We start from the raw sequence: 17658 nt of genomic DNA, 5'->3' as shown, positions 1-17658 counted from the left end.
TCCAGCTTTCGCCGACGACCCTACTCCTGCACGTAGGCTCGGGGCAGTCACACGTAAGGAGGCAAGGAGTGCCGGTGGAGATCACCTGGTGGGGTCATGCCACCTGCACGGTCGAGGACAGGGGCACGCGCGTCCTGACGGATCCGCTCTTCACACGGCGCCTCGCGCATCTGCGGCGGCGCCGGGGCGCTCCCCCGCCGCCCAGCGCGGCCCTCGCCGACCTCGTCCTCGTCTCCCATCTGCACGCCGATCACCTGCACGTTCCCTCGCTGGCCCGGCTCGCGCCGGGGACCCGCGTCGTCGTGCCCCGGGACGCGGTCCGTGCCGTGCCCGGGCTGCGGAAGCTGCGCACGCTGAAGATCATCGAGGTGGACGCGGGCGACCGGATCGAGGCGGGGAACGTCGTCGTACGGGTCGTGCCCGCCGACCACGACGGGCGACGGCTGCCCGTCGGCCCGCAGCGCTCCCCCGCGCTCGGCTATGTCGTGGACGGTGACGCCCGCACGTACTTCGCGGGCGACACCGGGCTCTTCGAGAGCATGGGCGAGGCCGTGGGCGACGTGGACGTGGCCCTGCTGCCGGTCGGCGGCTGGGGCCCCTATCTGGGCGCGCACCACCTCGACCCGGCGCGGGCCGCCGAGGCGCTGGCCCGGATCGCGCCGCGCGCCGCGGTGCCCGTGCACTACGGGACGTACTGGCCGATCGGGATGGACGCGGTGCGGCCGCACGAGTTCCACACGCCCGGCGACGAGTTCGTCCGGCAGGCCGCGCTGCGCGCGCCCGGTGTCGCGGTGCACCGGCTCGGGCACGGCGAGAGCGTGCGGCCGGAGGTGGCGGACCGGTGATCCTCGCCGCGACGACCGTCGTGACGCCGGAGTCCACGCAGCAGGCCGTGGGCTACCCCACGCTGTTCCTGCTGGTCGCGATCGGCGCGCTGGTGCCGGTGGTGCCCACGGGCGCGCTGGTGAGTTCGGCGGCGGTGGTGGCCTTCCACCAGACGCTGCCGTTCGCGCTGCTGATGGTGTTCGGGGTGGCGGCGCTCGCCGCGTTCCTCGGGGACCTCGCCCTGTACTGGCTCGGGCGGCGCGGCATGCACTCGAAGAACGGGTCGAAGTGGCTGGAGGCCATCCGCTCGCGGGCGCCGGAGGAGCGGCTCGCCCAGGCGCAGGACAAGCTGGCCGATCACGGGGTGATGGTGCTCGTGCTGTCCCGGCTGGTGCCGGCCGGCCGGATCCCGGTGATGCTGGCGTGCCTGCTGGCGAAGATGCCGCTGCGCCAGTTCGCGCGCGGCGACATCCCGGCGTGCCTGGCCTGGGCGGCGACGTATCAGGTGATCGGGATCCTCGGCGGCTCGCTGTTCGACGAGCCGTGGGAGGGCGTGGTCGCGGCGATCGCGCTGACCGTGCTGGTCAGCGCGGTGCCGACGGTGTGGCGGAAGGCGCGAAGGCCGTCGTCAGGCAGCCAGCACGCGTGATCCGCCCACGGGGAGGTCCCAGAGGGCGGCGCGCGCCAGGCCCGCCTTCTCCCAGGCGGCGCGCAGCCGGGTGAGCGGCTCCAGGACGGGCTCGGCCGACAGCAGGAACGTCGCCCAGTGCATGGGCGCCATGAACCGGGCGCCCACGTCCCGCGCCGCCTGCACCGCGTCCTCCGGCGAGCAGTGCACGTCCTCCAGCCACCAGCGCGGGTCGTACGCGCCGATCGGCATCAGGGCGAGGTCGATGCCCGGATAGCGCAGGCCGATCTCGCGGAACCAGTGGCCGTAGCCGGTGTCGCCCGCGAAGTAGAGGCGCTGCCCGTCGCGGTCGGTGAGGACCCAGCCGCCCCACAGGCTGCGGCAGGTGTCGGTGAGGGTGCGCTTGGACCAGTGATGGGCCGGTACGAAGTCGAAGCGGACGCCCCGCAGCTCCGCGGCCTCCCACCAGTCCAGCTCGGTGACCCGGGTGAAGCGGCGGCGGGTGAACCAGCGGCCCAGGCCCGCGGGGACGAGGACGGGCGTGTCGCGCGAGAGCCGGCGCAGGGTGGGCCAGTCCAGATGGTCGTAGTGGTTGTGGCTGATGACGACGGCGTCGACGGGCGGCAGGGCGCTCCAGGCGACGCCGACGGGGGTGATCCTGGCCGGGGTGCCGAGGATCTTGCGGGACCAGACCGGGTCGGTGAGCACGGTGAGGCCGCCGATGCGCACCACCCAGCTGGCGTGGCCGGCCCAGGTGACGGCGACGGTGCGGCTGTCGACGTCGGGCAGCGGGCCGGGGGCGAACGGCAGGTTCGGGATGTCGGTCAGGCCCTCGGCGGGCGGCCGCACCTTGCCCTCGCGGGCGAACCGGGCGAAGGCCCGCAGGCCGGGCAGCGGTGCGGTGAGGCGGTCGGCGAACGACTTGGGCCAGCGGCGCGGCACGTCCGCGCCGCCTCCGCTCAGCGGCCGCGGTTCGACGAGGGGTCTGGCGGGCGCGGCCGTGTCACCGCGCCGCGCCGCGCTCTCGTTGGTCGTCGCTCCGGACGCCTGCGTCATCGCTCGGACTCCCATCCTTCGCCGGCCGCACCCGTGCCTTCCGGGCCCGCGCGGTCACCGAGGTCGCACAGCTCGCCGAGCACCGACTCCACCATGCTCAACGCCCTTGCCACGTGCGGCAATTCCAGAGGGTCCGGTGAGGTGAGGGACGCCCTGCGCTCCTCGGGGGTCGATCCGAGCAGCGGCCCGGTGCCCAGGCGGCAGCGCAGCGCCCCCAGATCGTCGCCGAAGCGGTGGCCGCCGGGCACGGGCATGCCGAGCCGCGCGGTGAGGTGGTCCTCCAGGTCCTGGGCGTCGGTGACCCCGCGGTCCGCGAGGCGTGGCCGCAGCGGCCCCAGGTCGACGTACAGGTGGCGGCCCGCCCGCGGCGGGCGGGACAGGCCGCCGGCCGCGAGCACGAGGTGGTGCAGGGCCGCGGCCACCCGGCCGTGCAGGGCGACGGCGGCGGCACGGCGGGCGGTGACCTCGACGCCCTCGTCCAGGACGTACGTGGCCGCTGCCGCGACCGGCGCCGACAGGCTCGCGCCGGTCGCGGTGAGGATGTCGAGGACGCGGGCGGCGAGCCGGTCGCCCTCGGCGGTGGGCGGGAACCGGGCGCAGGCCGCGGGCAGCGACGGCGGCAGATTGCCGCCGGTCAGATCGGTGAGGACGGTGACGTCGGCCGGGAACATCTCGGCGGGGCTGAACAGCAGGGTGTCCGGGCCGGGGTGCAGGGTGTCGCGCCAGGTCTCGTCGCTGACGACGTGCAGGCCCTCCCCCACCGCGGCCTCCACGGCCTCGTGCAGCACTTCGGGCGGTGGCACGGTCGCCGTCGGGTCGTCGGCCGGCGCGACCACGAGCAGCCGGGGATCACCGCCCTCGGCTCTGACCCGGCGGACGGTCTCCAGCAGGGCGTACGGGTCGGGGACGCCGCCGCACTCGGCAGGGGTCGGCACGGAGAACACCTCGCGGCCCAGGAGCCGGGTCTGCGGGGTCCACCAGGCGGGGCAGGGGCGCGGCACCAGGACGTCGCCGCCGAGCGCGGCGGTGAGCGCGAGCAGCAGCGGGGCGCCGCCGGGGGCCGCGGTGACCTGTGCGCGTCCGGGGGCCAGGCCCCGGCGCTCCCAGTGGCCGCGGGCCGCTTCGAGCAGCGCGGGCGGCCCGCCGGGCGGTTCGGGGTGGGTGCGGGCGGCTGCGCCGGCGACCATCGCGGCGAGTTCGGGCAGCACCGGTAGTCCCGGCTCGGGGAGGGGTGGTCCGTAGCGCACGGGGCCGCGTCCTTCGGTGGGGTCCGATGGGCGCATGGTGCCTCCGTGCCGTGTGGTTGCTGAACCCAGCCTCACATCAGAGTGTGCCTCCACGCACGACGGACCGCCTGCCACTCACGTCGTGGCCGGACGCGCACCCGGCGACGGACTCTCACCGGGTCAGCGCAGCGAACTCCCGCTCAAGACCGCGCCCCCGCTTGTCGACGACAGCGGACGCGACATCGGCCAGTTTCCGGTTCGTCGCCTGCGAGATCCGACGCAGCACGGTGAACGCGGCGTCCGCGTCGCAGCCCAGCACATGCATGACGATGCCGCACGCCTGGTCCACGACGGGCCGGGTGCGCAGCGCGGCACCGAGCTGGTCCAGTTCCGCGAGGGCCGCCCGGTAGGACCGGTCGCGGACCATGCACGTGGCGGCGAGGTCACCGAGCGCGCGCACCGGGCCGTGCGGCGCTTCCACGAGCGTGCCGGCGCGGAAGCTGAACAGGCTGAGCGTGACGGTGAGATCGGCGCTGCGGAACGGGATGGTCACGCTGGAGCGCACGCCGGAGTCGAGCGCGAGCGCCCGGTAGCGCGGCCAGCGCCGGTCCTGCAACAGGTCGCTGGCGTCGACCGGGGTGCCACGCTCCTCGGCGAGGGGTACGGGGCCCTCGCCCGACCGCAGCTGTACGGAGAGCAGCGCGGTCAGGTCGGGATGGGTGGCGGCGGAGGGCCGCTCGCCGGTGCCGTCGCTCACGGTCGCGACGGCGCCGCAGCAGTCCGCGGTGCAGCGTGCGGCCTCCTCCGCGAGCTCGGAGAGCCGGCGGGCGGGCAGTCCGGGCTCGGGCGCCTCGGGGGCGAGCCGTGAGGGCTCCGCGGGATACGCCCCGCACGGCTGCTGTGCTGCGGTTCCTGCTTCGTTCCGATCGGCCTCGCGCATCGGAAAACGCCTCCTCACAGCTTCGGCTTCCCTCACTCGGCCCCGGAAAACAGCTCACCGGGATAGGTTCTCGGCATGGCGCAAACGGAAGAGTTCGGTGAGGAACTGGCGGACTTCGTGCGCCGGGTAGGGGAGTTGAAGGCGGCACGTTCCGTGCCGGCCGACGGCCTGCCCGCCGTACTGGACGCCGCTCTCTTCGAACTCGACCACGCGGTGGGCACGTTGTGGCCCTGGTACGAGCAACTGACGGCCGAGAGCGGTGGCCCCGGAGGGCGTCCGGTCACCGCCGACCGGCAGGAACAGCAGTTGTTGCGCGCCGTGTTCCAGCGGCTTCCGCTGCCGGTGGCGCTCGTGGACCGGGAGTGCGTGGTGCGCCGCCTCAACTTCGCGGCGACGAACTTCACCGGGGTGCGCGCCGGGTACGCGAGCGGCCGGCCGCTGACCGGGCTGCTCGCGCACGCGGACCGGGCCGCGTTCCGCTCGCAGGTCGCCGCGGTGGCCCGGGGCGAGGGGGACCGCGGGATGGCCGTGCATCTCCAGCAGTCCGCGCACGAGCCGGTCCGGGCGACCCTGACGGGCCTGCGTCCGGGCAACGAGCCGCGTACCACCGTCCTCGTGCTGCTCCAGCCCGCCGCCGACGGCTCGGCGACGGTGCGGCACCGGCACGCCCCCTCGTCCGCGACGGTCCCCGATCTCGCCGAGACCAGCCGCCATCAGGCCGTGATGGACCTGCTGGACGCGATGTCGCGGGAGCTGCTGGGCGCCCCGGCCGGCGATCCGGCCGAAGTGCTGCGCCGCGCCGCCCGCGTCCTGCACGCCCGGTTCGCGGACTGGGTGGTGGCCGACGCGGGAGCCGCCCGCCTCACCCGGGCCTGCGTACTGGGCGCCGACGACGCGGCGGTGCGGGACATCGCCGCGCAGGACCCGGCCACCGCCCCGCTCGTCGAGGAGGCGGCCCGGGGCGGGGCGCCCGCGCTCCTTGTGCGCCCCGAGGATCCGCTGGCCCTGGGCCAGGACGTCTCCGGCGCCCCGGTCCTGGTCCGTGCCGACGTCACCTCGCTGCTGTGCGTCCCGCTGATCCCGTCCCCCGGCGAACCGGTTCAGGGCGTTCTCACCCTGTTCCGGTCCGCCGGCCGCCAGGCGTTCTCGATGGCGGAGGCGCAGGCCCTGGACGTGATGTCCCGGCACATCGCGCTGGCGATGCGCAGATGACCGCTACGCCGCATCGGCGAGGACCTGGTCGCGCAGCCGGTCGCAGCACCGGGTGATGAGCCGGGACACGTGCATCTGCGAGATGCCCAGCTGTTCGGCGATGCGGCTCTGGGTCATGTCGCCGAAGAACCGCATGTACAGGATCCGCTGCTCGCGTTCGGGCAGCTCGGCGATGCGCGGCTTGACGGCCTCCCGGTCGACGACGGTGTCGAGCGCGGGGTCGGCGGCGCCCAGCGCGTCGACCAGCGAGTAGCCGTCGTCGCTGCCCGGCAGCTCCGCGTCGAGGGAGAGCGCGGTGAAGCTCTCCAGCGCTTCGAGACCGGTGCGGGTCTCGTCCTCGGTCAGACCGGCGCGGTCGGCGATCTCGCTCAGGGTCGGCGCCCGCCCCGAGACGGTCTGGGAGAGCTCGTGCTGCGCGAACCGGACGCGATTGCGCAGGTCCTGGACCCGGCGCGGTACGTGCAGGGTCCACATGTGGTCGCGGAAGTGGCGCTTGATCTCGCCGGTGACCGTGGGGACGGCGTAGCTCTCGAAGGCGTTGCCGCGCTCCGGGTCGTACCGGTCGACGGCCTTGACCAGGCCGAGGGCGGCCACCTGCCGCAGGTCGTCGAGGGACTCGCCGCGGTTGCGGAAGCGGCCCGCGAGCCGGTCGGCCATCGGCAGCCAGGCCTCGACGACCTCCCGGCGCAGCGCGGTGCGCTCGGGACCGTCGGGCAGGTCGCAGAGCCGGGTGAAGGCCTCGGTGGTGTCGGGTGCGTCGTCGTGCGGGTGCCGCTGCCCCGGCTTGACCGGGTGCACGGATGCGTCGGTACGCGTACGCATGGTCGCAACTCCCTGGTGATGCGTTGTGGTGCCTTGGCGGTGGTCACCGTGGGAGTCGCCCGGAGTCGCCCCGAAAGAAACGGAGTGGACACACCCGGGGCGGGTACAGCGTCTCGCTGTCCCGGGGAGAGGTACGGCGCGCGTACCCGTCCGTCCCACGGACGTGCCTCCTGTCCGAAGCACTCACTTTCGGCTGCCCCTGCGCCGCCCGCACAAACACGGGCGCCCGGACGGATCTCACGGGGCGGCCGGCACGGCTCGCGCGGACCGGTCGCGGCGGCAGGTGTCAGCGGTGGGCCCTCGGGTACGCGACCCGGCACCGCCCAGACACAGGAGGGACAGATGCAGCGAGGCAGCGACCGGCTCAGCGCACACCGCGACGACGAGATGAAGCACGAGTTGCAGGGACTGTTGCGGTCCGGGCACCCCACGCGGACCGCCGAGTGGCACGATCCGGAGCCGGTGGCCGACGACGATCCCGAAGTGGCGGGCGGCCCGGTGCTGCCCGGCAAGGGCCCCGGCCGTCACGAAGCGCTCCGGCTGGAGCTCGGGCGGCTGCTCGGCCGCACGTCGTTCCCGGCGGCGCCGGCTTCGCTCGCACGGACGCTGCGCGAGCGGTCCGCGCCGGACGGGCTCGTCGACCGGGTGGCCGCGCTGCCGCCCGACACGACCTTCGGTACGGCGTCGGAGCTGGCCAGGGCCCTGGTCGGCGAACAGGAATGAAGGGCCCCGGACCGGGTACTCCGGCCGGGGTCACGGACCAGCCCGACGGGGCGGAGAGGCCGGCGGTCATGGCTGATGTGGTCAGGGAAGTCATGACACCAGGCGTCGTGGCGGTACGCCCCGACGCCTCGCTCGTCGAGGCCGCGCAGCTGATGCGGGCCCAGGACATCGGTGATGTCCTGGTGGCGGACGAGACGGGACTCGTCGGCGTGCTCACGGACCGGGACATCACGTTGCGTGCCGTGGCCGAGGGCGAGGACCCGTTGACCGTCAGCGCCGATGCCGTGTGCACGCCGCATCCGGTGGCGGTCGGCCCGGACGATCCGGTGTCGACCGCGGTGAGCCTGATGCGGGAGCACTCGGTGCGCCGGCTACCGGTCGTCGAGGACGGCCGGGCGGTCGGCATGGTGAGCCTGGGCGATCTGGCGGTCGCCCACGATCCGGCGTCGGCGCTCGCCGACATCAGCGGCGCCGTCCCGGACGGCCCGGCCGACCGCCCGCGCACCGTCCGGGCCGCAACGACAGATCCATCCGTACAAGGGAGTTGAGCAACTGATGCGCATCGCGTTCCTGGTGGCGCCCGAGGGCGTGGAGCAGGTGGAGCTGACCGACCCCTGGCAGGCCGTGCGGGACGCGGGCGGCGAGCCCGTGCTCGTGTCGACGCGCCACGGTGAGGTGCAGGCGTTCCACCACCTCGACAAGGCGGACACGTTCCCGGTGGAGAAGACGGTCGCGGATCTCGCGGCCACCGGCGCCGAGGGCTTCGACGCGCTGGTGCTGCCGGGCGGGGTGGCCAACCCCGACCAGCTGCGCACCGACCCGGACGCGGTGGCGTTCGTCCGGGACTTCTTCACGCGGGGCCTGCCGGTCGCGGCGATCTGCCACGCCGCGTGGACGCTGGTCGAGGCGGACGTGGTGCGCGGCCGCACGCTGACGTCGTGGCCGAGCCTGGCGACCGACATCCGCAACGCGGGCGGCACCTGGGTCGACGAGCAGGTCAAGATCTGCACCGGCGGTCCGAACGTGCTGGTCACCAGCCGCCGCCCGGACGACCTCAAGGCGTTCGACGCGGCGCTCCTGGAGCAGGTCAGCGGCGTGTGAGCCGCGGTCGTCAGGGGCGTCGGGGGCTCCAGAGGTCGTCGTCGTCCACCGTGCGCAGCGTGCGGGACGGGACCTGGCCGTACTTGGCCCGGTACTGCTCGGCGAAGCGCCCCAGGTGCCCGAAGCCCCAGCGCTGGGCGATGTCGCTGACGGACGCCGTGCGCGGGTCCGCGGCGAGCAGATCGGCGTGGGCCCGCTCCAGGCGGACCGAGCGCAGATACGCCATCGGCGGCATCCCCACGTAGCGCGCGAACGCCTCCTGGAGCCACCGCACGCCGACCCGCGCCTGGCCGGCGAGTTCCGCGGTGGTGAAGGGGTGTTCGGGGCGCTCGCGCATCGCGTCCATGGCGCGTTTGACCGGCGCGGGGCGCAACCCCTGCGCGGGCCGGTCCAGTACGTCGCGGTAGTGGTGACCGGTGCTCAGCAGCAGCCCGTTGACGAGCGCGTCCCGCAACGGGGCGGCGACCAGCGGATGTTGGAGCAGGTGGACGTCCTCGTACAGATCGTCGACGAGCGTGCCGACGAGCCGGGCCCAGGCCCTGCCGCGTCCGCGCGTCAGGTCCAGGCCGGGGTCGAGGACGAGCGGCCCGCGCAGTGTCCGGCCGGTCAGCTCCTCCACGCGCCGCTCCAGCAGGGGCCGTTCGATCTTCAGCGCGACGATCCGCCCCTCGCCGGTCCAATGGTCCACGGCTGTGGTGCCGACCGGCTGGAACACGGCGGCCGCGCCGGGCAGGGTGAGCTGCGAGGGCCTGCTCGACTGGTGCCAGGACATGGGGCTGCCGAGCGGGATGTTCACGTGGTACGAGCCCAACTCTCCGCACCGCACGCGGACATCGGCTCCGCATCTGAGGTCCCCGACGGTGATCCCGCCGAGTTCGAGCACGTCGAACGCGGCGTCGAACCGCTCGGGGCGCGACAGTACGTCCAGCCGGTTGCTGTAGAAAGCGTTCTTGATCGCTTCCATGGCCTGGTCGACGTCTTCCGTCCGGAAGGCCGTTCTCGCCACCCTGACTCCTCGTGATGACCTGTCATGACCCGTCGTGCGCACGGGAGTCCCGTGCGCCGGTCCGTCCGCCGACCCAGCAGCGTACGACTACCGCCGCCCTCTGGCGACGACGCCTGCACCGGACACCGGTCCCCCACCGCCCCCGTGTCGCCCCGTGCGTCGGGTGACCCGGGGGACACACCTGATTCACCCGTGCGTGTCACCTCCTGTCTGCCCGTGGGCGCGCGGGGTACCCGCTCCCGAACACCGTATTCCGCTCCACCGCGCCCACGCCTTCCGGGAGGCAGATATGGACCTCGCGTTCCTCACTCCGCTGTACGAGCGGCCCGGTCCCTGGGCGTCCGTCTACGTCGACGCGGCCCGGCACCGTGCCTCCACCGCCGAGGAGCGCACGCTGGAGGCGCTGGCGGTGCAGCGGGCGCTCGCGCGCGCCGGGGCCGACGGGGCCACCTGCCACGCGGTACGGATGGCCGTCGACGAGCTACGGCACGCCGATGAGCCGAGCCGGTCGGGCGGGCGTTCTTCGCCTCGGGCGGCGAGGTGGTCCTCGATCCGCCGCTGAGCACGGCGCCGCCGGGCACGTCGGTGCGCTGGGCGGCGCTGCCGCACATCGCGCCCCTGCTCGACCTGGCCGGCGCGGATCCGCTGTGTCTGGTCGCGCGCCTCGGGCGGGACGCCGCCGATCTGGCCCTGTGGCCGGACGGGCCTCTGGGGACGGAGCGGCACCTGCCGTTGTGGGCGGCGGACGGCCGGCGGCGCGGCGCCGCCGAGCTGGCGGAGGCGCTCGTGCGCTGTCAGGCAGGGACGCGGGCGGATCTCGTCGTGCTGGTCGGGGACGACGCGGAGTGCGCGGCCGTGCGCGAGCTGCTGCCCGCGGCGGTGCGGGAGCGGGTGCTGCGGGCCGGTCCGGGTGCGGGTGGCCGGCGGCTCGACGCCGAGCTGCCCCGGGCCCGCGCCGCCCACGAGGCGGAGCTGTTCGCCGCCGCGCGCAGCCGTGGCGAGGAGGCCGCGGAGGGCGTGCCCGCGCTGGTCGACGCGGCGCGCGAGCACCGGATCTCCCAGCTGCTGGTCCGGACCGACGGGCCCGACGCGCACCGGCCGGTCTGGGTCGGCGCCGAACCCGACCAGGTCGGGGTGGAGCGGGACGATCCGGCGGTGCTCGGGGCGCGGGACGCGGTGCCCGCGCGGGCCGACGACGCGCTGCTGCGGTGCGCGGCCGCCGCCGGGGCCGACGCGGTGTCGGTGGCCGGGGCGGATCCGGCCACCGGACCGGCCGGCGGGCTCGGGGCGCTGCTCCGCTGGGACGCGTGAGCCGGTACACGCCCTAGCGGGCGCGCTCCACCCGGCGCTCGTCCCAGACGGGCTCCGAGGTCTCCCGGACTTTGCCGTCCGAACCGAAGACCAGGTAGCGGTCGAAGGCGCGGGCGAACCAGCGGTCGTGGGTGACCGACAGGACCGTGCCGTCGAAGGACTCCAGGCCCTCTTGGAGGGCCTCGGCCGACTCCAGGTCGAGGTTGTCCGTGGGCTCGTCCAGGAGCAGCGCGGTGGCGCCCTCCAGTTCGAGGAGCAGGATCTGGAAGCGGGCCTGCTGGCCGCCCGACAGCCGCTCGAAGTTCTGCTCGGCCTGGGCCGTCAGCTCGTAGCGGCGCAGCAGGGACATCGCCGCGCCGCGGTCCTTGGCGTGATCGCGCCAGAGGATGTCGAGCAGCGGACGGCCCTGGAGCTCGGGGTGGGCGTGGGTCTGGGCGAAGTGGCCGGGGACCACCCGCGCGCCGAGCTTCCAGGTGCCGGTGTGCGCCACCGAGTCGTCGCCGGCCAGCAGGCGCAGGAAGTGGGACTTGCCCGAGCCGTTCGAGCCGAGGACCGCCACGCGTTCGCCGTAGAAGACCTCCAGGTCGAAGGGTTTCATCAGGCCGGTCAGCTCCAGGCCCTGGCAGGTCACGGCGCGCACGCCGGTGCGGCCGCCCTTCAGGCGCATGGTGATGTCCTGCTCGCGCGGCGGCTCCGGCGGCGGGCCCGCCTCCTCGAACTTGCGCAGCCGGGTCTGCGCGGCCGCGTAGCGGGAGGCCATCTCGTGGCTGACCGCGGCGGCCTGCCGGAGGTTGATCACGAGCTTCTTGAGCTGAGCGTGCTTCTCGTCCCAGCGGCGGCGCAGCTCCTCGAAGCGGGCGAAGCGCTCGCGGCGGGCCTCGTGGTACGTCGAGAAGCCGCCGCCGTGCACCCAGGCGTCGGCGCCGCCGGGGCCGGGCTCGACGCTGACGATCTTCTCGGCGGAGCGGGCGAGCAGCTCGCGGTCGTGGGAGACGAAGAGGACCGTCTTACGGGTCTCGCGGAGCTTCTCCTCCAGCCAGCGCTTGCCGGGCACGTCGAGGTAGTTGTCCGGCTCGTCCAGCATCAGGACCTCGTCCGTGCCGCGGAACAGGGCCTCCAGGACCAGGCGCTTCTGCTCGCCGCCGGAGAGCGTGCGCACCTCGCGGAACTGGGCCTTGTCGTAGGGGACGCCGAGCGCGGCCATGGTGCACATGTCCCAGAGCGTCTCCGCCTCGTAGCCCTGGACCTCGGCCCAGTCGGCCAGCGCCTGGGCGTAGCTCATCTGCGCGGCCTCGTCGTCGACCGTCATGATCGCGTGCTCGGCCTTGTCGACCGCCTTCGCGGCCTCGCGGAGCCGGGGCTGGGCGACGGAGACGAGCAGGTCGCGGACGGTCGTCTCGTCGCGGACCGAGCCGACGAACTGGCGCATCACGCCGAGGCCGCCGCCGACCGTGACCGAGCCGCCGTGCGGCTGGAGCTCGCCGGAGATCAGGCGCAGCAGCGTGGTCTTGCCCGCGCCGTTCGGTCCGACCAGGGCGACGACCGCGCCCTCGCCGACCCGGAAGGAGACGTCACCGAGCAGTGCCCGCCCGTCCGGCAAGTAGTACTCGAGGTGCGCCGCTTCCAGATGTCCCATGATCCCGCATTGTGGACGCCCGTGCGGGTGACGGGCAAATGAATTGGCAGGCCGAAGCCGGGTGCAGGCCCCGTCACGGGGTACCCGTCGTCACATGTGTGCCGATTTCTTCGCCGACCTCATCACGCCCGCACCGGACGTGACCAAGCCCGGACCGTCCCTGCGGGGACGGCTCGCCGCCCTGGACCGCCGCGTCTTCGAGTTCGCCGCCGGTTCGAACTGGCCCGGTGCCGAGCGGGTCCTGCCCCGGCTGAGCCGGGCCGCCAACCACGGCGTGCTCTGGTTCGGGATCGGCGGTGCCCTCGCCCTGAGCGGATCCCCGAAGGCCCGCCGGGCCGCCGTCCGCGGCATCGCGTCCCTCGCGGTGGCCTCGGCGACCATCAACACGCTGGGGAAGCGTTCGGTGCGCCGCGCCCGGCCGATCCTCGACCCGGTGCCGCTGGCCCGGCGGCTCAAGCGGCAGCCGTTCACCACGTCGTTCCCGTCGGGGCACGCGGCGTCGGCCGCGGCCTTCGCGACGGGGGTGGCGCTGGAGTCGCGGGGCCTGGGCGCGGCGGTCGCGCCGGTGGCGTTCTCGGTGGCCGCCTCCCGTGTCTACACCGGCGCCCACTTCCCGGGTGACGTCCTGGTGGGCGCCGCGCTCGGGGTGGGTGCCGCGTTCGCCGTACGAGGGCTGGTGCCGACGCGCGACCAGATGCCGTCACCGGGGCGGCCGCTGGTCGAGGACGTGCCGGCGCTGCCGGGCGGCGAGGGCCTGGTGATGGTGGTGAACGCGAACGCGGGGACGCCGGAGAAGGTGAAGGCGCTGCGCGACGCGCTGCCCGCGGCGGAGTTCATCGAGTTCACGGGCGGCGACCTGACGCAGGTGCTCCAGAAGGCCGCGCCGCGCGCCCGCGCGCTCGGCATCTCGGGCGGCGACGGCTCGGTGAACACGGCGGCGCGGGTGGCCCTGGAGCACGGGCTGCCGCTGGCGGTGCTGCCCGGCGGCACCCTCAACCACTTCGCGTACGACCTCGGCGTGGAGGACGCGGGCGATCTGGTGCGGGCGGTCCAGGGCGGCGACGCGGTCGCGGTCGACGTGGGGCGCTTCCACTCCGCGGAGACCTCGGGGATCTTCCTCAACACCTTCAGCCTGGGCGCCTACCCGGAGCTGGTGCACGAGCGTGAACGCTGGTCGGCGCGGGTCGGCGGACGTCTTGCCGATGTGGTGGCCGCCGTGCACGTGCTGCGGCGGGACCATCCGCTGAACGTCCGCATCGGCGGCAGCGACCGGAAGCTGTGGCTGCTGTTCGCGGGCAACTGCACCTACCGCCGGATGGGGCTGACGGCGGGCCGGCGCGCGTCCCTGGCCGACGGGCTGCTGGACGTGCGCACGGTCGGCGGCGGCCGGTGGCCGAGCTTCCGCCTCCTCGCGGCGGCCCTGTCGGGCCCGCTGTCCCGCTCCCCGTTCCACACGGCGACCCGGATGACCCGGCTGCGCGTGGACGGGATCACGCCGGGCACACCGCTCGCCTACGACGGTGAAGTGAGCCCGTGCGGACCGGTGCTGAGCATCGAGAAGGAGCACGAGGCACTGCGCGTGTACCGCCCGCTGACCATACTGTGAGACACCAGTCTCATCATCCGGTTGTCGGGCGTACGGTGAAGGCATCGCCCGGGGCATTCACCCCGGGCGGCAGCCACACCGTTTCGCCCCTACCGTGAAGGGATCGGGTCATGCCGCAGGAGACCGCCGTGTACACCCACGGCCACCACGAGTCCGTGCTGCGCTCACACACCTGGCGCACCGCCGCCAACTCGGCGGCCTACCTCCTCGACTCGGGCGTGCTCCGGCCGGATTCGAGCATCCTGGACATCGGCTGCGGGCCGGGCACCATCACCGCCGACCTCGCCGAACTGGTGCCGCAGGGGCGGGTGGTCGGCGCCGACAGCGCCGAGGGCATCGTGGAACAGGCGCGGGCCACGGCGGCCGAACGGGGCCTGACGAACACGGAGTTCACCACCGCCGACGTGCACGCGCTGCCGTGGGACGACGACACCTTCGACGTGGTGCACGCGCACCAGGTGCTCCAGCACGTCGGCGACCCGGTGCAGGCGCTGCGGGAGATGCGGCGCGTCACGAAGCCGGGCGGGACCGTCGCGGCCCGGGACTCCGACTACTCGGTGTTCTCCTGGTACCCGCGACTGCCCGGCATGGACGACTGGCTCGATCTGTACCGCCGGGTCGCCCGGGCCAACGGCGGGGAGCCGGACGCCGGCCGCTTCCTCAAGTCGTGGGCCATGGAGGCGGGTTTCGCCCAGCAGGACGTCACGTGCTCGGCGGGCGCGTGGTGCTACGCGACGGCGGACGAGATCGCCTGGTGGAGCGGTCTGTGGGCGGACCGGACCGTCGCCTCCGCGTACGCCGACCGCGCCACCCAGGGCGGGCACGCGACCGCCGATCAGCTGGCGGCGGTCTCCGCCACCTGGCGGGAGTGGGGCACGCACGCGGACGCCTGGTTCACCGTGCCGCACGGGGAGATCCTGGCCCGCAAGTAGGGAGTTCAGCTCCTGGGCAGTAGCGGTCCCAGCGGTCCGAGGTCGATGTTCAGGTCCTCGGGCCGCAGGTCGTAGCGGTCCCTGAGTTCGGCCATCCGGTCCTCCAGGAGCATCAGGGTGAGCCCGATCCGCTCCTCCTGGTCCTCCGTCAGATCGCCGGTGTCGAAGCGGCGGATCGCCTGCCGCTCCATGAGCTGCCGCAGCAGCTCGACGACCGTGAGGACCAGTTTCATCAGATCGCGCTCGACCGTGTCCTGCTCGATCTCGATACGCGCCACGTCACATCAACTCCGGCCACGGCGAGGCCACTTGTTCGTTGACCGAGCTGATCAGGGCGCGCTGCCAGGCGTCCTCGCGCGCGGTGCGCTCGGCCACGGTCTGGTGGGCGCGGGCGGTGGCGGTGGCGGTGGCGGTGAGCCAGTCCAGGTCCTCCAGGTGCGCGCGGAGCGGGGCCTCGGTGAAGTCCCGCTCCGGCGCGTCGGCGACGACCGCGACGAGGCCGTGGTGTTCGAGCTGCCGGGGCGGCGCGCCCGCGACACCGGTGCGGCCGGCCGGCGGCGGCGCGTCGAGCGGTCGGCACACGGCGTACACGTACCGCAGCCGCCCCGCCGGGACGCTCGTGGGCATCAGGACCTCTCCCCTTCCGCGGCCTCTTCGAGCTCGGCCAGTCTGCTTTTCAACTCGGCGTTCTCCTGCGCGAGTTGCATGCGGCGGGCGCCCGTGGTGGCCGTCGTCATCGGCGGGCCCCGCTGCCGGCGCGCTCCCGGCCGCGCGCGGGTTCCTCGTCGTCGGCGCGGTCCGCGTCCTCGTCGTCGGCGTACTCCTCGTACTCGCCGTCGTCGTACTCCTCCACCTCCTCCGGCTCGTCCTCGTAGCCGCCCTCGGCGTCGTCGTACTCGGCCTCCGCCTCGTCGTAGTCGTCAGGCTCGTCGGGCTCGTCGTGCTCCGGGCCGCCCTCCTCGTCGTACTCGTCGGCGGGCTTGCCCTCCTCCTGGTCCTCCCGGCCCTCCTGGTTCTCCTGCTGCTCCTGCTCCTCCTGGGCCAGCGCGTCCTCGTGGGTGGTGACCACCTCACCGTCGCGGATCTCACCGCGCCAGCCGTCGCTCGCCTCGCCGCGGATCGTCACGAACCGCGCGAAGTGCTTGAGGTCCAGGCGGGCCCGGCGGCCCTGGGCGCGCCAGATGTTGCCGGTCTTCTCGAACAGGCCCTTGGGGTAGTACTCGATGACCAGCAGCACGCGGGTCAGCCGGTCGGCGAGCCGGTGGAAGGTGATGACACCCTTCGTCGTGCCCTTGGCGCCCTCCGACGTCCACTGGATCCGGTCGTCGGGCACCTGCTCGGTGGTGTGCGCCTTCCAGCTCCGGCTGGACCAGAAGACCTTCATCTGCCAGTCGGAGGTGACGTCGTCGGCGCGGTTGGCGTTCTTGACGCCGCGCGCGAACGTGGAGAACTCCTGGTACTGCGTCCACTGGTCGTACGCGGTGCGCAGATCGACGCCGACGTCGATGAACTCCATGATGACGGTCGGCTTCTTGCCCGCGCCGCCCTTCTTCTTGCCGCCCTTGCCGAAGAGGCCCTTGACCCCGCCGACGACCTTGTCCTTGAGGTGGCCCGCGCCGAGTTCGACGGCGCTGCGCATCGGGCTCTTGCCCTCGGCGAGCTTGCGGCCACCGTCGAGGGCGAGCTTGGCGAAGCCGGGGCTGGTGCCGTCGGCGATGTCGTTCAGCTTCAGCGTCGTCTCACCCAGCTTGCGGCCCGCGCCCAGCAGCATCCGCTGGGTCTGGGCGGCGAGGTACTGCTGGACCTCCGACTTGAGGTGGTCGGCGGCCTGGCTCTTGGCGAGGCCGCCCAGCGCCTTGGTGGGGGATTCAGCCACGGTCCCGCCCTCCCTTCGCGGCGCCGGCCGCACTGCCCACGGCCCTCTTGGCGGCTGTCTTCTTCGCCGCCGTCTTCTTGCCCGCGGTCTTCTTCGCGGCCGTCTTCTTCGCCGCGGTCTTCTTCGCCGGGGCCCGCTTCGCCGTCGACGTGCTCATCCGGGTGCGCTCGGCGCCCTGGGTACGGCGGCCGGACGAACCGGATCCACCGCGCCGGCCACGGCCCGGGCCCTCGTCACGGTCGTCACGCTCGTCACGGTTGTCGTCGCGGTCCTCGGCCCGGTCATCGTAGGAATCGTCGTCGAACTCGCCGTCGGGTTCCGCCTCGTAGGCGTCCGAGTCCTCGTACGCGTCCTCCTCGTCGCGGCGGCGCACCCGCTGTCCGGGCACCACGCGCGTGACCCGTTCACCGGCGTCCCGCACGTCGTCCACGTCGGGGGCGACGCCCGCGATCTGGTCGCGCACACCTTGCGTACGGCTGTGCAGCCGGCCCGCGAGCCCCTCGATCTGCCGCTCCACGAGCGCACCGGTCGCCGCCTTGCCGACGCCGCGCAGATCCTGCCGGAGCTGATCGCCGATCTCCTTGAACTGCGGGTTGTTCTCCAGCTGATGCGTCACCAGTTCGCCGATGGCGCGCGGGCTGAGCTTCAGCTTCTTGCCCGCCACCATCGTGCCGACGGCGAACGCCAGCTTCATCTTCTTGGTCCGTCCGAGGACGTAACCGGCCCCTACCGCGAGGCCGAGCGCTGCCCGGTTCACG

General features: G+C 73.8%; 20 protein-coding genes. 10 read left to right on the top strand and 10 right to left on the bottom strand.

Features of this window, described 5'->3' with window-relative positions; all coding sequences use genetic code 11:
- The first annotated feature begins 68 nt into the window (after positions 1 to 68).
- Both ABII15_RS31980 and ABII15_RS31975 read left to right on the top strand, forming a co-directional pair.
- Entirely contained in the window at positions 69 to 845 is a 777-nt protein-coding gene (locus tag ABII15_RS31980; RefSeq protein WP_353945753.1) for an MBL fold metallo-hydrolase, read from the top strand.
- Positions 845 to 1474 (top strand): DedA family protein, encoded by a 630-nt coding sequence (locus tag ABII15_RS31975; protein ID WP_353947265.1) that lies wholly within the window; start codon positions 845 to 847, stop codon positions 1472 to 1474. The genes ABII15_RS31980 and ABII15_RS31975 overlap by 1 nt, the downstream gene beginning before the upstream one ends.
- On the opposite strand, the gene ABII15_RS31970 is transcribed toward ABII15_RS31975, so the two are convergent.
- The 3 genes from ABII15_RS31970 to ABII15_RS31960 all read right to left on the bottom strand — a co-directional run bounded on the left by ABII15_RS31970 (position 1454) and on the right by ABII15_RS31960 (position 4675).
- Positions 1454 to 2509 carry an MBL fold metallo-hydrolase gene (locus ABII15_RS31970; protein WP_353945752.1) on the bottom strand — a complete coding sequence of 352 codons (1056 nt, stop codon included), beginning with the start codon at positions 2507 to 2509 and terminating at the stop codon, positions 1454 to 1456. The two genes, ABII15_RS31975 and ABII15_RS31970, sit on opposite strands and share 21 nt — an antisense overlap.
- Positions 2506 to 3792, bottom strand: a complete 1287-nt coding sequence (locus tag ABII15_RS31965; protein ID WP_353945751.1) for an aminotransferase class I/II-fold pyridoxal phosphate-dependent enzyme — start codon at positions 3790 to 3792, stop codon at positions 2506 to 2508. The genes ABII15_RS31970 and ABII15_RS31965 overlap by 4 nt, the downstream gene beginning before the upstream one ends.
- Before the next feature lie 115 nt (positions 3793 to 3907).
- Complete coding sequence (locus tag ABII15_RS31960) at positions 3908 to 4675, bottom strand: ANTAR domain-containing protein (RefSeq protein ID WP_353945750.1); 768 nt, start codon at positions 4673 to 4675, stop codon at positions 3908 to 3910.
- 75 nt (positions 4676 to 4750) lie between these two features.
- Here ABII15_RS31960 and ABII15_RS31955 point away from each other — a divergent pair, with 75 nt between their 5' ends.
- Complete coding sequence (locus ABII15_RS31955; RefSeq protein ID WP_353945749.1) at positions 4751 to 5887, top strand: GAF domain-containing protein; 1137 nt, start codon at positions 4751 to 4753, stop codon at positions 5885 to 5887.
- A gap of 3 nt (positions 5888 to 5890) precedes the next feature.
- Here the strand turns inward: ABII15_RS31955 and ABII15_RS31950 are convergent, their stop codons facing one another.
- Positions 5891 to 6709: an RNA polymerase sigma factor SigF gene (locus ABII15_RS31950; RefSeq protein WP_353945748.1), complete on the bottom strand. Its 819-nt coding sequence runs from the start codon at positions 6707 to 6709 to the stop codon at positions 5891 to 5893.
- 342 nt (positions 6710 to 7051) lie between these two features.
- Here ABII15_RS31950 and ABII15_RS31945 point away from each other — a divergent pair, with 342 nt between their 5' ends.
- The 3 genes from ABII15_RS31945 to ABII15_RS31935 all read left to right on the top strand — a co-directional run bounded on the left by ABII15_RS31945 (position 7052) and on the right by ABII15_RS31935 (position 8533).
- Positions 7052 to 7432, top strand: coding sequence for a DUF2795 domain-containing protein (locus ABII15_RS31945; protein WP_353945747.1), 381 nt, complete (start codon positions 7052 to 7054; stop codon positions 7430 to 7432).
- Positions 7433 to 7500: 68 nt separating this feature from the next.
- Positions 7501 to 7980: a CBS domain-containing protein gene (locus tag ABII15_RS31940; RefSeq protein ID WP_353945746.1), complete on the top strand. Its 480-nt coding sequence runs from the start codon at positions 7501 to 7503 to the stop codon at positions 7978 to 7980.
- A 7-nt stretch (positions 7981 to 7987) separates the two neighbouring features.
- The gene (locus tag ABII15_RS31935; RefSeq protein WP_353945745.1) at positions 7988 to 8533 is read left to right on the top strand and encodes a type 1 glutamine amidotransferase domain-containing protein; all 546 of its coding nucleotides are present in this window, start codon (positions 7988 to 7990) and stop codon (positions 8531 to 8533) included.
- A gap of 10 nt (positions 8534 to 8543) precedes the next feature.
- On the opposite strand, the gene ABII15_RS31930 is transcribed toward ABII15_RS31935, so the two are convergent.
- The gene (locus tag ABII15_RS31930; protein ID WP_353945744.1) at positions 8544 to 9539 is read right to left on the bottom strand and encodes an AraC family transcriptional regulator; all 996 of its coding nucleotides are present in this window, start codon (positions 9537 to 9539) and stop codon (positions 8544 to 8546) included.
- A gap of 289 nt (positions 9540 to 9828) precedes the next feature.
- Between ABII15_RS31930 and ABII15_RS31925 the strand changes: the two genes are divergently transcribed.
- Together ABII15_RS31925 and ABII15_RS31920 are read left to right on the top strand one after the other, a co-directional pair.
- Positions 9829 to 10101: a hypothetical protein gene (locus tag ABII15_RS31925; protein ID WP_353945743.1), complete on the top strand. Its 273-nt coding sequence runs from the start codon at positions 9829 to 9831 to the stop codon at positions 10099 to 10101.
- Entirely contained in the window at positions 10080 to 10850 is a 771-nt protein-coding gene (locus tag ABII15_RS31920) for a hypothetical protein (RefSeq protein WP_353945742.1), read from the top strand. Before ABII15_RS31925 ends, ABII15_RS31920 begins: the two co-directional genes overlap by 22 nt.
- A gap of 13 nt (positions 10851 to 10863) precedes the next feature.
- On the opposite strand, the gene ABII15_RS31915 is transcribed toward ABII15_RS31920, so the two are convergent.
- On the bottom strand, positions 10864 to 12486 hold the full coding sequence (locus ABII15_RS31915) for an ATP-binding cassette domain-containing protein (RefSeq protein ID WP_353945741.1): 1623 nt from the start codon (positions 12484 to 12486) through the stop codon (positions 10864 to 10866).
- A 94-nt stretch (positions 12487 to 12580) separates the two neighbouring features.
- On the opposite strand from ABII15_RS31915, the gene ABII15_RS31910 reads away from it, so the two are divergent.
- Complete coding sequence (locus ABII15_RS31910; protein WP_353945740.1) at positions 12581 to 14092, top strand: phosphatase PAP2 family protein; 1512 nt, start codon at positions 12581 to 12583, stop codon at positions 14090 to 14092.
- Positions 14093 to 14202: 110 nt separating this feature from the next.
- A complete protein-coding gene (locus ABII15_RS31905) occupies positions 14203 to 15024 on the top strand; it encodes a class I SAM-dependent methyltransferase (RefSeq protein WP_353945739.1) in 822 nt (273 codons plus the stop codon).
- A 5-nt stretch (positions 15025 to 15029) separates the two neighbouring features.
- Here the strand turns inward: ABII15_RS31905 and ABII15_RS31900 are convergent, their stop codons facing one another.
- From ABII15_RS31900 to ABII15_RS31885, 4 genes are all read right to left on the bottom strand, one after another.
- On the bottom strand, positions 15030 to 15302 hold the full coding sequence (locus ABII15_RS31900) for a gas vesicle protein K (RefSeq protein WP_353945738.1): 273 nt from the start codon (positions 15300 to 15302) through the stop codon (positions 15030 to 15032).
- 1 nt (position 15303) lies between these two features.
- Positions 15304 to 15651: a GvpL/GvpF family gas vesicle protein gene (locus tag ABII15_RS31895; protein WP_353945737.1), complete on the bottom strand. Its 348-nt coding sequence runs from the start codon at positions 15649 to 15651 to the stop codon at positions 15304 to 15306.
- 106 nt (positions 15652 to 15757) lie between these two features.
- Positions 15758 to 16900, bottom strand: coding sequence for an SRPBCC family protein (locus ABII15_RS31890; protein ID WP_353945736.1), 1143 nt, complete (start codon positions 16898 to 16900; stop codon positions 15758 to 15760).
- Entirely contained in the window at positions 16893 to 17657 is a 765-nt protein-coding gene (locus tag ABII15_RS31885) for a DNA primase (RefSeq protein ID WP_353945735.1), read from the bottom strand. Before ABII15_RS31885 ends, ABII15_RS31890 begins: the two co-directional genes overlap by 8 nt.
- Between the last annotated feature and the right edge of the window lies 1 nt (position 17658).

This window comes from Streptomyces sp. HUAS MG91 (assembly GCF_040529335.1).
GTDB classification, from domain to species: Bacteria; Actinomycetota; Actinomycetes; order Streptomycetales; family Streptomycetaceae; genus Streptomyces; species Streptomyces tabacisoli.
Note: the sequence above shows the minus strand (reverse complement) of the source record. Positions and strands in the feature narration are given on the sequence as shown.

Excerpts from the sequence above, each read along its gene's own strand:
- ABII15_RS31970 (WP_353945752.1), bottom strand. The coding sequence starts at position 2,509 with ATGACGCAGGCGTCCGGAGCGACGACCAACGAGAGCGCGGCGCGGCGC.
- ABII15_RS31965 (WP_353945751.1), bottom strand. The coding sequence starts at position 3,792 with ATGCGCCCATCGGACCCCACCGAAGGACGCGGCCCCGTGCGCTACGGA.
- ABII15_RS31960 (WP_353945750.1), bottom strand. The coding sequence starts at position 4,675 with ATGCGCGAGGCCGATCGGAACGAAGCAGGAACCGCAGCACAGCAGCCG.
- ABII15_RS31955 (WP_353945749.1), top strand. The coding sequence starts at position 4,751 with ATGGCGCAAACGGAAGAGTTCGGTGAGGAACTGGCGGACTTCGTGCGC.
- ABII15_RS31950 (WP_353945748.1), bottom strand. The coding sequence starts at position 6,709 with ATGCGTACGCGTACCGACGCATCCGTGCACCCGGTCAAGCCGGGGCAG.
- ABII15_RS31945 (WP_353945747.1), top strand. The coding sequence starts at position 7,052 with ATGCAGCGAGGCAGCGACCGGCTCAGCGCACACCGCGACGACGAGATG.
- ABII15_RS31940 (WP_353945746.1), top strand. The coding sequence starts at position 7,501 with ATGGCTGATGTGGTCAGGGAAGTCATGACACCAGGCGTCGTGGCGGTA.
- ABII15_RS31935 (WP_353945745.1), top strand. The coding sequence starts at position 7,988 with ATGCGCATCGCGTTCCTGGTGGCGCCCGAGGGCGTGGAGCAGGTGGAG.
- ABII15_RS31925 (WP_353945743.1), top strand. The coding sequence starts at position 9,829 with ATGGACCTCGCGTTCCTCACTCCGCTGTACGAGCGGCCCGGTCCCTGG.
- ABII15_RS31915 (WP_353945741.1), bottom strand. The coding sequence starts at position 12,486 with ATGGGACATCTGGAAGCGGCGCACCTCGAGTACTACTTGCCGGACGGG.
- ABII15_RS31910 (WP_353945740.1), top strand. The coding sequence starts at position 12,581 with ATGTGTGCCGATTTCTTCGCCGACCTCATCACGCCCGCACCGGACGTG.
- ABII15_RS31905 (WP_353945739.1), top strand. The coding sequence starts at position 14,203 with ATGCCGCAGGAGACCGCCGTGTACACCCACGGCCACCACGAGTCCGTG.
- ABII15_RS31895 (WP_353945737.1), bottom strand. The coding sequence starts at position 15,651 with ATGCCCACGAGCGTCCCGGCGGGGCGGCTGCGGTACGTGTACGCCGTG.